Here is a 14182-nt window from a genome sequence, read left to right as displayed (position 1 = left end):
CAATCGAAAGCGGCGCCGCCGCCCGGACGAAAGTCCAGACGACGGCGCCGCAAGGAGCCAGGCCGCGCTGCTTCCTTTGCCGGCCCTACGCCGGTGCGGACGCCACTCCGGGTGCCAGGAACTTCTTGCCGTTGACCCGCTCCGAGGCCCCGACGCGGTCGAGGTACGGCGTGATGCCGCCCAGGAACATCGGCCAGCCGGCGCCCAGGATCATGCAGAGGTCGATGTCCTCGGGTCCAGCCACCACGCCTTCCTCGAGCATGAGTCCGATTTCCTGCGCCAGCGCGTCCTGCGTCCGTCGCAGCACCTCCTTGCCGGTGGACGGCGTGCTCCCGAAGGACATCAGCGCCAGGGTTTCGGCCGGGATGAACGGCTGGCCGTCCGGACCCGGCTGCGGCGCCCCGTTCTGGACGGCCCAGATGGACTTCACGCCGTTGTCGATCAGCGCCTGGAGGTTCCGCGAGACGGTGAAGCGGTCGGGGAAGGCGGCGTGCAGGGATTCCTGGACGTGCTGCGCGACCGGCAGGCCCACCATGGCGCCGAGGACGAACGGCGTCATCGGCAGTCCCATCGGGCGCAGCGCGTTATCCGCCACCTCGGCGGGGGTGCCCTCGTCGAAGGCCGCGGTCACCTCGCCCATGAGACGCAGCAGGATGCGGTTGACCACAAACGCCGGGGCGTCCTTGACCAGCACGGCTGACTTCTTGAGCCCCTTGGCGAGCTCGAACGCGGTGGCCAGCACGGCGTCGTCGGTCTTCGGGGCGCGGACGATCTCCAGCAGCGGCATGACGGTCACCGGGTTGAAGAAGTGGAAGCCCACCAGTCGTTCGGGGTGTTCCAGGTCTTCGGCCATCGCGGTCACTGACAGCGAGGAGGTGTTGGTCGCGAGGATGCACTCTGCCGAGACGATCGCCTCGACCTCCTTGAAGACCTGCTTCTTGACGTTGAGTTCCTCGAACACGGCCTCGATGACGAAGTCGGCGTCGGCGAAGGCCTCCTTGGAAACCGATCCCGTGACCAGCGCGCGGGTCCGGTTGGCGGCGTCGGGGCTGATCCGTCCCTTCGCCAGCAGCTTGTCCACCTCGGCGTGGACGTAGCCCACACCCTTGTCCACCCGGACCTGGTCGATGTCCGTCAGCACCACCGGAACCTTGAGCTGGCGGGCGAAGAGCAGGGCCAGCTGGCTGGCCATCAGCCCGGCGCCCACGACGCCGATCTTGGTCACCGGGCGCGCGAGCTTGCGGTCCGGGGCGCCGGCCGGGCGCTTGGCGCGGCGCTGCACGAGGTCCAGGAAGGCATAGACCGTGGAGCGGAACTCGTCGGTCTGCATGAGGTCCGCCAGGGTCTCGCATTCGAGCTCGGCGGACTGTGCCTGGGTCATGGTGCGGTTGGCTTCCATGACGTCCAGGACCTTGGCTGGCGCCGGCGAGGCGTTGGAGGTCTTGGCCTCCACAAAGCCACGGCCCTTGGCGACGGCGGCCGCCCAGCGGGCCGCGACGTCGGGGTCGGAGGGGTCGACGGCGTTGGACCGCTCCGGCACCACCGCGCCGGCAATGACCTGTGCTGCCCACGCGACGGACTGCTCGATGAAGTCGGCCGGTTCGAACATCGCGTCAGCCACGCCGAGTTCGTAGGCCTGCGGCCCGGTGAGCGTGCGGTTGTTGCTGAGCGGGTTTTCGATCATCACCTTGAGCGCGTTCTCGGGCCCGATCAGCCGCGGCAGGATGTAGACCCCGCCCCAGCCCGGGATCAGTCCGATGAACGCCTCGGGCAGGGCCAGGGCGCCGGCGCCGGTGGAGACTGTGCGGTAGGTGGACTGCAGGGCAATCTCCAGGCCGCCGCCCAGGGCCAGGCCGTTGATGAACGCGAAGCTTGGCACGCCCAGGTTGGCCAGCGTGGCGTAGACGTCGTGGCCGAGCTGGGCCATCCACCGGCCCTGCTCGCGTCCGCTGACCGACTTGACCGTGGAGAGGTCGGCGCCGGCCACGAGGAAGTACGGCTTGCCGGTGACCCCGACGCCGGCAAGCTCGCCGCGGGCTGCGCGTTCCTTGAGCCCTTCCAGGACGGTGCCGAGTTCAATCAGGGTGTTCGGACCGAGGGTGGTGGGCTTGGAGTGGTCCAGGCCGTTGTCCAGCGTGACCAGCGCGAAGGTGCCGGGGCTCTTCCCGTCGACGGGCGGCAGCTCGATGTCCTGAACGTAGGAGTGGGTGACCGTCTCGTTGGGGAAGAGATCGGCAAGCTTGCGGAAATCAGCGGCGCTCATGCTGTGGCTCCAGTCTCGGTGGCGGTGGTCTCGGCCGGGGTTGCGTCGGTGTCGGGTGCCTGGCTGGCAGGTGCATCCGTGCCGTAGTCCGCGTGATGCGGGTTCTCCCAGATTACGGTGGCGCCCATGCCCAGGCCGATGCACATGGTGGTCATGCCGTAGCGGACCGAGGGGTCCTCCTCGAACTGCCGGGCCAGCTGGTTCATCAGCCGGACCCCGGAGGAGGCGAGCGGGTGCCCGACGGCGATCGCGCCGCCGTAGCGGTTGACGCGGGGGTCGTCGTCGGCGATCCCGAAGTGGTCCAGGAAGCTCAGGACCTGGACGGCGAAGGCCTCGTTGATCTCGAAGAGGCCGATGTCCCCGATGCCGAGGCCGGCGTTCTTGAGTGCCTTTTCGGTGGCCGGGACGGGGCCGATGCCCATCACCTCGGGTTCCACGCCGGCGTAGGCGTAGGCGACCAGGCGCATCCTGACGGGCAGGCCGAGTTCCTCGGCGGTGTCGGCGGATGCCAGCAGGGCAGCTGTGGCGCCATCATTGAGCCCGGCGGCGTTGCCCGCGGTGACCCGGCCGTGGGCACGGAACGGGGTCTTGAGGGCGGCAAGGTCTTCGACCGAGGTTCCGGGGCGCGGCGGTTCGTCCACGGTGTTGACGGTCCAGCCCTGGCCCGGCTTCATCGTGGCGACGGGTACCAGACCGGGCTGGATCTGGCCGTTGGCGTAGGCAGCGGCGAGCTTGTCCTGCGAGGCGACGGCGTAGGCGTCGGTGCGGTCTTTGGTGATGGCAGGGAAGCGGTCGTGCAGGTTCTCGGCCGTGTTGCCCATGTTCAGGGCTGCCGGGTCCACGATCCTTTCGGACATGAAGCGCGGGTTGGGGTCCGCGCCGGCGCCCATCGGATGGTTGCCCATGTGTTCCACGCCGCCGGCAATCACGACGTCGTACGCGCCGAAGCCGATGCCGCTCGCCGTCGTGGTTACCGCCGTCATGGCGCCGGCGCACATGCGGTCGATCGCAAAGCCGGGCACGGTCCTCGGGAGTCCGGCCAGCAGGGCGGCCGTGCGGCCGATGGTCAGGCCCTGGTCGCCCGTCTGGGTGGTGGCCGCGATTGCGACCTCGTCGATCCGGTCTGCCGGAAGGGAGGGGTTGCGGCGCATCAGTTCGCGGATGCACTTGACCACGAGGTCGTCGGCGCGGGTGCCGGCGTATATGCCTTTTTCGCCTGCGCGGCCGAAGGGGGTTCGGACGCCGTCGACAAAGACGACCTCGCGAATGGCCCGGGGGCGGGCGCTGCTGGTTTTTCCGCTGGTGTGGGCTTCGCTCACGTGGGACTCCTCATTGAGACATGGTTGCCGGACCCGTGCCGGTGGCAGGGCTTGCCACTGGCAGGAGGGATCCGGGCGACATCATGAATCATGTTACTCGCCAGTAACATAGCTGGCAAGGAGGTGGGGAGGGGTCCCGGGCAGATTTCCTAGACCGTGGAACGCGATGGCGCCTCGGCGGGGGCCTTGGGCTCCTTCGCGGGCAGCGGCTCGGGGTGCAGGAAGGACTCTGCGATCAGCGGGGCGGTAATTTCGATCTGCCACTGGCGCGCGCCGAGGTTTGCCAGTTCCTCGGCCACGCCTTCCTCGCTGAGTTCTGCCGGCGGACGCCACGCGACACGGCGCAGGTAGTCCGGAGTGAGCAGGTTTTCCACCGGCAGGTTCAGTTCCTCGGCCCTGGCCTGGAGTTTCGGGCGCGCGGTGGCGAGCCTGGCGGCCGCCTCCGGATCCCGGTCCGCCCAGACGCGCGGGGGCGGGGGAGCGTTGGTGGGCAGGTGCAGCGGCGGCAGGTCCTCCAAGGCCCTTGCCGTGCTGATGCACCGCAGCCAGCGGGGGGCCTCGCGCTGGGCGGCGCGGCCATGGAAGCCCTTGGTGCCAAGAAGCTGGGGGACCGTGGAAGGCATGGCCTTGGCGGCGGCGACCAGCGCGGAGTCGGGGATCAGCCGGCCCGGGGCGACGTCGCGTTTCTGGGCCAGGGAATCGCGTTCCAGCCACAGCTCCCGGACCGCTGCCAGCTGGCGGCGGTCACGGATCTGGTGCAGTCCGGACGTCTTGCGCCACGGATCAACGCGCGGCGGGGCCTGTCCGGCCTCGAGGATGGCGGCGAATTCCTGCTCGGCGTACTCCAGTTTTCCGTCGGCCACGAGGAGTTCGATCAGTTCCTCGCGCAGTTCGGTCAGGACTTCGACGTCGAGCGCGGCATAGCGCAGCCACGGTTCGGGCAGCGGGCGGGTGGACCAGTCGGCGGCGGAGTGTTCCTTGGCCAGGCCGAAGCCCAGGAGCTGTTCGATGACTGCGGCCAGGCCCACCCGGGGCAGCCCGGCCAGGCGCGCGGCGAGCTCGGTGTCAAAGAGCTTGTCCGGCCACATGCCGAGCTCGGACAAGCAGGGCAGGTCCTGGCTGGCGGCGTGCAGGATCCATTCGACACCGCGCAGAGCGTCATGGATGATGCCCAGGTCCCCGAACGGTTCGGGATCGATCAGCCAGGTCCCCGAGCCTTCGCGCCTGATCTGGACCAGGAAGGCGCGCTGGCCGTAGCGGAAGCCTGAGGCCCGTTCCGCGTCGACGCCCGCAGGGCCGTGGCCGGCTGCGAGGGCTGCCGCGCAGCGTTCGAGTCCGGACTGGGTTTCAATCACCAGTGGCACGCCGTCGCGGGGTACGTCGAGGTCGATCACTTCAGGGACCAGGCTGTCGAAGCCTTCCACCGTGATGTGGGCTGTGGTGTCAGTGGCTTCGGCAGTGTTGCGCATGGCGCCGGCCGTGCTGATTTCCGGATTTTGAGGGGTCATGGTCTCTACAGTTTACCGACAACATGGCGTATAAGGCCGTGACCGTGGCCGGACATGCGCCTCATGCGTGTCCGCGGGGGCGCCTGGGAAGGGCCGTTACACCCTCGGGCAGCGGCGGCAGTCCGGCGAACGTGCAGACCATGTCAGACCACGCCTCCAGGTGCGAGGTGATATCCGGGGTGGCCGGTGTCCAGGAGGCCCGGAGTTCAATGTCGATCGAATCCGGGCGGTCGGACAGCGTGCCAAAGCTCTCCGAGAGCACCCTGGTGGCCGTGCCGCCGGCGGAGCGGTAGGGGGCCTGGTGGTTTTCCAGCGCCTCGACCAGCCAGTCCCACGCCACGGATCCCAGGAGTGCGTCGTTGCCCATTTCGGGTTCCAGCTGGGCACGGATGTAGGTGACAATCCTGAACTCCCCGTCCCACACGGCAGAACCGTCCGGATCGTGGAGCAGGATGAAACGGCCGGTGGCCAGTTCGACGTCGTCACTGCCCGATGCCCGTGCCAGGGCTGCGGCGGCCGGGCCGTGGACGGGGCCACTGGCGGGGGCACCGCCGGGGCCGATGACCTCGGCTCCCAAGGCCACGGCGAACGGCGCCAGCCGCGACGGTGCAGGAATCTCGTCCAGGTGGAGCTCGCTGCGGCAGCGTGCCTGTCGAAGGGTCCCCAAGGCGAAGAGGAAATCTGCCGGGACCTGATCGAGGGAGCTCACCTTGGAAGGTTATGCAACGGCCGGGCCCCTGCCCGGCAGACTCGCCGCCGGGCAGGGGAAGCCGTGCACGGCTCAGGCGGCCGCGAGCTCGCGCTTGATGGCCGCGATGAAGGAATCAACGTCTTCCTCGGTGGTGTCAAAGGAGCACATCCAGCGGACCTCGCGGGCCGCCTCGTTCCAGTCGTAGAAGCGGAAGGACTTGCGCAGCCGGTCCGCGACGCCGGCAGGCAGGACGGCGAAGACGCCGTTGGACTCGGTTTTCTGGCTCAGTTCGACGCCGGGGATCCCCTCGACGCCAGCGCGCAGCCGGGCGGCCATGGCATTGGCGTGCGAGGCCGACCGCAGCCACAGGTCCCCCTCGAGCAGGGCAATGAACTGGGCGGACATGAAGCGCATCTTGGACGCCAGCTGCATGTTCATCTTGCGCAGGTAGATCAGGCCGTGGGCGGCTTCCGGGTTCAGCGCGATGACAACTTCGCCGAACAGCAGGCCGTTCTTCGTGCCGCCGAAGGAGAGGATGTCCACGCCGGCGTCGCGGGTGAAGGCCCGCAGCGGGACGCCCAGGTGGGCTGCGGCGTTGGCCAGCCGGGCACCGTCCATGTGCAGTTTCATGCCCTTGGAGTGGACATGCTCGGCGATGGCGCGGACCTCGTCCGGGGTGTAGCAGGTGCCAAGCTCGGTGGTCTGCGTGATGGACACGGCCAGCGGCTGGGCGCGGTGCTCGTCGCCCCAGCCCCAGGCTTCCTGGTCGATCAGTGCCGGGGTGAGCTTGCCGTCGCTGGTGGGGACCTGCAGCAGCTTGATGCCGCCGATGCGCTCCGGTGCGCCGTTTTCGTCCATGTTGATGTGGGCGGTGGAGGCGCAAATGACGGCACCCCAGCGCGGCAGCAGCGACTGCAGGGACAGGACGTTGGCGCCGGTGCCGTTGAACACCGGGAAGCACTCGATGCCTTCGCCGAAGTGGTCTTCCATCAGGTGCTGCAGGCGGGCGGTGTAGTCGTCTTCGCCGTAGGAGACCTGGTGGCCTTCGTTGGCTGCGGCCAGGGCCGCGAGGACCTCCGGGTGCACGCCGGAATAGTTGTCCGAGGCGAAGCCGCGGACTGAGGGATCGTGGAGCCGCACCGCAGTGCTGGCAGGGGCATTTTCAACTGTGCTGGTCATCGCTTTGCTCACGCTTTCAGTCTAAGAGGTTGGGCCGCAGGGACTAAGTCCGCGCCGCTGAATAGGAGCCAGTTCAGCGGCTCAGGGGCAGCCGCTGCCCGTTCAGCTCGGCCGCCGGGGTGCTGAAGAGCCCGACGGCGGCCGCGGCCAGGTCTTCGACATCGGTAAAGCCGGGGAAGGTGCGTTCCGGGGATTTGGCCCGCATTGCGGGGTCAACCAGTGCCTTCACCACGAAAATGGCGGCGGCGCTGTGAATTCCCGGGGTTTCCTGGCCGGCGGTATCCCCGGTCGCGCCGGGGCCGGCGGCTGCAGCGTGGACCCGGTTGAACCCGTCCGCGACCGCCAGCGTCCAGGCCTCGGCGGCGGCTTTGGCCGCGGCGTAACTGGCCCCGCCCGCCGTCGGGGCACTCACTGCCGTGGAGGAGACCATGGCAAAGCGTCCGGTGTCAGAGGCGGCGAGGTCGTCAAAGAAGACGCGGGTGACGTTCCTCAGTGTGGTGACGGCGTTGCGCTCCAGGAAGTCCCAGTCGTCGTCGCTCTGGTCCGTGATGCCTTTCGCGCCGCGCCAGCCGCCCACAAGGTGGATGACGCCGTCGACGTTTCCGGCCATGCCGGCGACGCTCGCCCGCAGGGCCTGGACGTCGGCCAGGCTTGCGAGGTCGCTCACCAGCGGGGTGACGCCGCTGCCGGCTTCGACAGCGGCGGCCTCGATGCGGGCGGCATCGGAGCCGACGGTAAAGACCCGGTGGCCGGCGTCGCGAAGGGCACGGGCGGTGGCGATCCCGGAGGGGCCGCTGCCGCCCGTGACCAGCACGTTCAAGGTGCGTCCGTTGCTCATCCGGCGTTCAGGGCCTGGGCGGCTGCGCTGGCGTCGGAGGACGCCGTATCCGAGGAACCGGTGATGCCGGCCGTGGATTCGATGACCGGGCGCATTTTCTTCTCCAGGGCCTCGTAGAACATGGACAGCGGGAACTCGTCGTCGAGAACCTGGTCGGTGAGGCCGCGGGGCGGGCCGTCCAGCGGGAGGGCGTCCGGACCCTTGGCCCACACCGAGGCCGGGTTGGGCGTGACCGTGCCGGAGATGAGCTCGTAGGCGGCGAGCCAGTGGGCCATCTTGGGGCGGTCGATCGAGCGCCAGTACAGTTCCTCGATCTTCGCGGCGAGTTCAACCACGACGTCGGCCGCCTCGTCCCAGTCGATGCTGAGCTTGCTGTCGGTCCAGTGCAGGACGTGGTGCTGGTGCATCCAGGCGAAGAGGAGCTGGCCGCCGAGGCCGTCATAGTTGCGGACGCGGGTCCCGGTGATGGCGAAGCGGAAGATGCGGTCAAAGATCACGGCGTACTGGACAAGCTTGGCGTGCCGGCGAGCCTCCGGATCAGCGTCCTCGTCCTTCTCGATCTTCACCGATTCGCGGAAAGCGGTGAGGTCGCAGCGCAGTTCCTCCAGCGAGTACAGGAAGAACGGCATGCGCTGCTTGATCATGAACGGGTCGAAAGGCAGGTCCCCGCGCATGTGGGTGCGGTCGTGGATGAGGTCCCACATGACGAACGTTTCCTGCGTCAGCTCCTGGTCCTCCAGCAGTGCGGCGGCGTCCTCGGGCAGCTGCAGGGACGTGATCTCGGCGGCGGCGCGCAGGACGCGGCGGAAACGGGCGGCCTCGCGGTCGGCGAAGATCGCGCCCCACGTGAACGTCGGGGTCTCGCGGACGGCGACGGTCTCGGGGAAGAGCACGGCGGAGTTGGTGTTGTAGCCCGGCGTGAAGTCCAGGAAGCGGATCGGGACGAAGAGCTTGTTGGAGTACTCGCCCGTTTCCAGGCCGCCGATGAATTCGGGCCAGATGACCTCGATCAGTACGGCCTCGACCAGGCGGCTGCTGCTGCCGTTCTGGGTGTACATCGGGAACACGACGAGGTGCTGGAGTCCGTTGACCCGGTGCTGCTGCGGCTGGAAGGCCTGGAGCGAATCCAGGAAGTCCGGGACGCCAAACCCGCCGTCGCCCCACCGGCCAAAGTCGGTGACGAGCAGATCCAGGTAGCGGGCGTCGTGCGGGAAGGACGGGGCCAGGGCCGAAATCGCGGCGGTGATGGTGGCGACGTGGCCGGCCGCGGCGTCGTGGGCTTCGGCATCCGGGACGGAACCGTCCTTGACCTGGAGGGCCTGCAGGGCGGTGGCGGCAGCCTTGAGGCGCAGCCATTCCTGGTTGCCGGAGGTGATCGGGGCGGGGGCGGTGAGAGCGGTCGTGGTCATCGTCGACGTCGCCTTTCTGGTTGCTGTGGAGCATGTCGCTGAATCTAAATCGAGCGTAGCAAGCAAACAGGAGCCCTAATGCAAAATTGCCTTGAGCATAAGAAAGACTGTGGCAAGTGATTCCGGGAAGCCGTTCCAGCGGAAGGAAAGGGAGGCCTGCCGGCCACTGCGGACCCCTGCAGGGAAACCGCAGGGACCCGCAGTGCGCGGCGCCGGACTGGCTGCCGGCGCGGCTGCCTGGCTACTTCCCGGCGTCGTCCGCGGGAACCAGCTTCAATGAGACCGAGTTGATGCAGAACCGCTGGTCCGTGGGGGTGCCGTAGCCCTCGCCGTCGAACACGTGGCCCAGGTGGGAATCGCAGGTGGCGCAGCGGACCTCCACCCGGTCCATTCCCATGGTGCGGTCATGGATGTAGCGCACGGTGCCCTCGGCGAGCGGCGCCCAGAAAGAGGGCCAGCCGCAGTGCGAGTCGAACTTTTCGTTGCTGGTGAACAGTTCGGTGCCGCAGGCCCGGCACTGGTAGACGCCCCGGGTGTGGGTGTCCCAGTATTCGCCGGTGTACGGACGCTCGGTGCCGGCCTGGCGGAGCACGCGGTACTCCTCCGGGGTCAGTTCCTCGCGCCACTGGGCATCGGTCTTTCCGGCCGGCTGCCCGGCCGCGGGCTGCTGTCCGTCAGGCGCACCGGCAGGATCGCCGGCGGGGTCGGCGGCAGACGCTGCGCCGGGAATGGCCTGGGGCATGGATTTGGACCTGTTAAAGATGCTCATAGCCTAAATAACGCTCAGGAGTCCCCGATAAATCCCGAACCGGCGTACAGATGCAGGACGGGCAGGCCGAGCTTGTCCTGAGCCTTGGTGGCCCAGTCTGTGTGGAAGGTGTCGGCGACAGCGTGCGGACGGGTGATCACCACAGCCTGGCCGGCGCTGAGTTCCTTGACCTTGGCAACCAGCCCGTCGACGGCCTTGCCCTCGACGACTTCGCCCGTGACACCGCCGCCCAGGCCGGCCAGCGCGGCCAGCGACGCGGCCAGGGTGTCGGCTGCTTCGGCCCGCTCACCGGCGGGATCGGAGTGTGCAGTCAGTTCGCGGAAGGCTTTGGCGATTTCAAGCAGGGAAAGGTTCTCCAGGAAATCCACCACCAGGTGCCGCTCGGTGTTGGCCGGCACCAGGATCAGCAGGGGCGAATCACCGCCGGCAACCAGGGTTTCAATGTTGACGCGGTCATCCGCACCGAGGGGCTCTTCTGTCAAAATGACGATTGGATCACTCATGACCCCAGCCTAGTCGCGCTCGTGTTGCCCCGCATGCTTGTGCCCCGCAGAGCCTGCGTGTCTGTGCCCGTGTTCGTGGCCGTGTCTGTGCCTGTGTCTGTGCCGGCGCAACCCGTTGCCTTGGTTGCCTGAGCAGCAGCAATGCCGTGGTTGCGCCGGAGTTCCGTCAGAATGGTGCCATGGCATCCTCCTTGCGCCTCAGCCCGGACCCTCGCCCCGACCTCCGCCGCGCCGCCGCCCGGTCTGTGCCCCGGGGGAAAGCGGTCCCCGTTGCGGCCGCCCCTGGCCCCTCGCCGTCGGGGAGCGCCAAATGGGCGCTGGGGGGAATCATCGGCGGCAGCGCCGCCGCGGGCGTGCTCGCCGCCGGGTCGTCCGCCCTCGCCCTGTATTTCGCCCGCCGCGTCATCACTCCGGCCAGGTTCCGCGCCGAGGACCAGGAGGTGCTGGCGGTGATCGGCGAGGGGCGGGGGCTGCAGGTCATTCTCGCCGCCACCCCGGATTCGACGGTCGACGGCGTCTATGGCTTCTTCTTCGACGGCGGCCGGGGCCACGCGCGCATCGGCCGGATCCTGTCCTACTCGCCCGCCGAACGCACAGTCCTCCGCGAGGTGGAGCACGTCTACAGCGGGGACCTGGCCACGGTCCGGCGCGGCTGGTGGAGCGGGGCTGCCTATCCGGACCCGGCGGCAATGGGGCTCCCGGTGGAGGACGTGCTGATCGACGTCGATGCCGGCACGGCGCCGGCCTGGCTGGTCCGCGCAGCGCCGGCGTCGGGGGACGTTGAAGCGGAGGATGCGGCATCGCGGGATGCGGAACCGCGGGATGAGGAACCGAACGTCTGGGCGATCATGGTCCACGGCCGGGGCGCCACCCGGCTGGAGGGCCTGCGCGCTCTTCGTCCGGCCCGGGAACTGGGCATGTCCAGTCTTCTGATCTCCTACCGGAACGACGGACTGGCCCCGTCCGCCAGCGACGGGCGCTACGGCCTGGGCTCCACCGAGTGGCGCGACGTCGAGGCCGCCATTGACTTTGCCCTGCAGCAGGGTGCCCGCGAGGTAGTCCTGTTCGGCTGGTCGATGGGCGGCGCGATCTGCCTCCAGACGGCTGACCTCTCCCGGCATCGCCACCTGATCCGGGCAATGGTCCTGGACGCGCCGGTGATCAACTGGGTCAATGTGCTGGCCCACCACGCTGAACTGAACCGGATCCCGTCGTCCGTGGGCCGCTACGGGCAACTGATGCTCAGCCACCGCCTGGGCAGGCGGTTGACCGGGCTGGCCGCCCCCGTTGACCTCAAGGCGATGGACTGGGTTTCGCGGGCCGTGGAGCTGCGGACGCCGACCCTCATTGTGCACAGCGTGGACGACGAATACGTCCCCTACGGGCCCTCTGCCGTGCTGGCCGAAAAAAATCCTGAGATGGTCACGTTCGAGCCCTTCGACCGGGCCCTGCACACTAAGGAATGGAACGTGGATCCGGAGCGGTGGGAGCGGCAGGTCACGGCGTGGCTCCGGCTGCAGCTGGCCCCCCGCGCCAACCCCGGCGGCCAGGAGCCGGCGGCCGGGAACGCGGCATCTAACTAACAGCCCCGCCGAACCAGCGGCCCCGCCGAAACGGCAGAACACGGCAGTGTTTCGCGCTGGCACTGCCGTGATCTGCCGTCTCGACGCCGACTACGGCCGTCAGTCGCGCCGGGTGCCGATCCTGGCGGTCCGGGCAGCCGTGAGGCGGATGAGTTCGGCCGGATCCAGCTCGATGTCCAGGCCACGCCGTCCGCCCGAAACCAGGATGGTCTGCAGCGCCAGGGCGCTCTCATCGACCACCGTGGGGGAGGGCTGGCGCTGCCCCAGCGGTGAGATGCCGCCGAGCACGTAACCGGTCCGGCGCTGCGCCGCGGCCGGGTCCGCCATCTCGGCCTTCTTACCGCCCAGGGCGGCGGCCATCGCCTTGAGGTCCAGGTTTCCGCTCACGGGAACGACGCCGACGGCGAGCCGGCCGTCGACGTCGACCATGAGCGTCTTGAAGACCCGGGCCGGGTCGACGCCGAGCACATCCGCCGCTTCCAGGCCATAACTGGCCACGCTGGGGTCATGCGTGTAGGGATGGGCGACAAAGGGAACCCCGGCGGCCGCGAGTGCTGCGGTGGCCGGAGTTCCCTGCGAGGCGTGTTTGCGTGCCATGTTCCCTTGGCTGTCCGGGCGCCTGGGCTCAGGACTGTGCCGGCGACTGCCGGTTTCCGGACGCGACGACTTTCCGCTTGATCCGGCCCAACATGGCCGTCATCCCGCGCATGCGCAGCGGAGTGATGGCCCGGGTGAGGCCCAGCAGTTCGGGCATGTCGTCCGGGACGGCCAGGATTTCGGCGGCGCTGAGGCCGTCGAGTCCTTCATGGAGCACCCCGGCGAAGCCGCGGGTGGTGGGGGCTTCCTTGGGTGCCTTGAAGTAGAGCCGGACGCGTTCCGGCTCAACGCCGTCGGCCTGTTCCGTCTCGACGGTGAGGAAGAGCGGCGTCTGGCATTCCACAACCTGCTCCAGCAGCTCCGGGTGGTCCCGGAGCCGCTCCGGAAGTTCCGGGAGTCCCTGTGAGAACTCGAGGAGCAGCTGCAGCCGGTCTGCTTCGGTCAGGGCCTGGAAGTCGTCGACAATTTCCGCCAGCGCGGCGGGGAGGGCTGAAGTATTCATCATTCCCAGCTTACGCACGCGCGCCGAATGTGTCCCTGTCGCGTCCGGTTTCGGCCCATGATGCCAGTGGCTCCGGTTCAGTTGTGCTGTGCCCTCAGTTGTACTGTGCCGGAACCGTGCCGCGTTCGGCGCCCTTGACGATCGGGACGCGCACGGCATTGCCCCATTCGGTCCAGGAACCGTCATAGTTCCGGACAGTCTCGAAGCCCAGCAGGTACTTCAGCGCAAACCAGGTGTGGCTGGACCGCTCGCCGATCCGGCAGTACGCCACGACGTCGTCGCCTTCCTTGAGCCCCGCCTCACCGAGGTACAGGGCCTCAAGTTCGCCGCGGTTGCGGTAGGTGCCGTCACCGGCGGCCGCGCGGGCCCAGGGGATGGAGGCCGCGGTGGGGATGTGGCCGCCGCGCAGGGCACCTTCTTCAGGGTAGGCGGGCATGTGGGTCCGCTGGCCGGTGTATTCCTCGGGCGAGCGGACGTCGATCAGCGGCTTGCCGAAGTGGGCCAGGACGTCATCCTTGAACGCCCGGATCGGGGCGTCATTGCGCTCCACGACGGGGTAGTGGGCGGGGGAGGGGACGGTTGTTTCGGTGGAGAGCGCCCGGTCCTCGGCGATCCACTTGTCCCGGCCGCCGTCCAGGAGCCGAACGTCCTCGTGGCCAAACAGCGTGAAAACCCACAGGGCGTAGGCGGCCCACCAGTTGGACTTGTCGCCGTAAATCACCACGGTGCTGTCCCGGGAAATCCCCTTGGCTGCAGCCAGCGCGGCGAAGGCCTCGCCGTCGACGTAGTCGCGGGTCACTTCGTCGTTGAGGTCGGTGTGCCAGTCGATCTTCACGGCCCCCGGGATGTGGCCGGTCTCGTACACCAGGACGTCTTCGTCGGACTCGACCACCACCAGGTTGCCGCCGTCGAGGGCTCCGGCCTCGATTTCCGTTGCGAGCCATTCGGTGGATACCAGGCGCTCGGGGTGGGCGTAGGCGGAGAATTTCTCGTTCTGTTCAACGGGGTAGGACATTTCGAT

The 14182-nt window shown here is 68.5% G+C and carries 13 protein-coding genes; 1 reads left to right on the top strand and 12 read right to left on the bottom strand.

Going from position 1 to position 14182, the window contains the following annotated elements; translation table 11 throughout:
• Positions 1-85: 85 nt before the first annotated feature.
• The 9 genes from AC1DDO_RS19500 to AC1DDO_RS19460 form a co-directional block, all read right to left on the bottom strand.
• A complete protein-coding gene (locus AC1DDO_RS19500; protein ID WP_476972555.1) occupies positions 86-2263 on the bottom strand; it encodes a 3-hydroxyacyl-CoA dehydrogenase NAD-binding domain-containing protein in 2178 nt (725 codons plus the stop codon).
• Complete coding sequence (locus AC1DDO_RS19495; protein ID WP_476972554.1) at positions 2260-3582, bottom strand: thiolase family protein; 1323 nt, start codon at positions 3580-3582, stop codon at positions 2260-2262. The genes AC1DDO_RS19500 and AC1DDO_RS19495 overlap by 4 nt, the downstream gene beginning before the upstream one ends.
• Positions 3583-3731: 149 nt before the next feature.
• Complete coding sequence (locus AC1DDO_RS19490; protein WP_476869059.1) at positions 3732-5090, bottom strand: HRDC domain-containing protein; 1359 nt, start codon at positions 5088-5090, stop codon at positions 3732-3734.
• Positions 5091-5151: 61 nt separating this feature from the next.
• Entirely contained in the window at positions 5152-5799 is a 648-nt protein-coding gene (locus AC1DDO_RS19485; protein ID WP_476972553.1) for a DUF3000 domain-containing protein, read from the bottom strand.
• A gap of 72 nt (positions 5800-5871) precedes the next feature.
• A complete protein-coding gene (locus tag AC1DDO_RS19480; protein WP_476972568.1) occupies positions 5872-6960 on the bottom strand; it encodes a threonine aldolase family protein in 1089 nt (362 codons plus the stop codon).
• Between the two features lie 73 nt (positions 6961-7033).
• Complete coding sequence (locus AC1DDO_RS19475; RefSeq protein ID WP_476972552.1) at positions 7034-7798, bottom strand: SDR family oxidoreductase; 765 nt, start codon at positions 7796-7798, stop codon at positions 7034-7036.
• A complete protein-coding gene (locus AC1DDO_RS19470) occupies positions 7795-9207 on the bottom strand; it encodes a DUF6421 family protein (protein ID WP_476972551.1) in 1413 nt (470 codons plus the stop codon). Before AC1DDO_RS19470 ends, AC1DDO_RS19475 begins: the two co-directional genes overlap by 4 nt.
• Positions 9208-9448: 241 nt before the next feature.
• Positions 9449-9976, bottom strand: coding sequence for a peptide-methionine (R)-S-oxide reductase MsrB (gene msrB, locus AC1DDO_RS19465; protein WP_476972550.1), 528 nt, complete (start codon positions 9974-9976; stop codon positions 9449-9451).
• 14 nt (positions 9977-9990) lie between these two features.
• Complete coding sequence (locus AC1DDO_RS19460; RefSeq protein WP_390202991.1) at positions 9991-10479, bottom strand: hypothetical protein; 489 nt, start codon at positions 10477-10479, stop codon at positions 9991-9993.
• Between the two features lie 179 nt (positions 10480-10658).
• Here AC1DDO_RS19460 and AC1DDO_RS19455 point away from each other — a divergent pair, with 179 nt between their 5' ends.
• Positions 10659-12062, top strand: coding sequence for an alpha/beta hydrolase family protein (locus tag AC1DDO_RS19455; protein ID WP_476972549.1), 1404 nt, complete (start codon positions 10659-10661; stop codon positions 12060-12062).
• 99 nt (positions 12063-12161) lie between these two features.
• Here AC1DDO_RS19455 and ybaK read toward each other — a convergent pair whose 3' ends face one another.
• From ybaK to AC1DDO_RS19440, 3 genes are all read right to left on the bottom strand, one after another.
• Positions 12162-12659 carry a Cys-tRNA(Pro) deacylase gene (gene ybaK, locus AC1DDO_RS19450; RefSeq protein WP_476972548.1) on the bottom strand — a complete coding sequence of 166 codons (498 nt, stop codon included), beginning with the start codon at positions 12657-12659 and terminating at the stop codon, positions 12162-12164.
• A gap of 28 nt (positions 12660-12687) precedes the next feature.
• Complete coding sequence (locus AC1DDO_RS19445) at positions 12688-13161, bottom strand: SufE family protein (protein ID WP_476972567.1); 474 nt, start codon at positions 13159-13161, stop codon at positions 12688-12690.
• Positions 13162-13255: 94 nt separating this feature from the next.
• Entirely contained in the window at positions 13256-14176 is a 921-nt protein-coding gene (locus tag AC1DDO_RS19440; protein ID WP_476972547.1) for a sulfurtransferase, read from the bottom strand.
• Between the last annotated feature and the right edge of the window lie 6 nt (positions 14177-14182).

Source organism: Arthrobacter sp. 10N43 (genome assembly GCF_056394525.1).
This window is presented reverse-complemented; position numbering and strand designations above follow the sequence as displayed.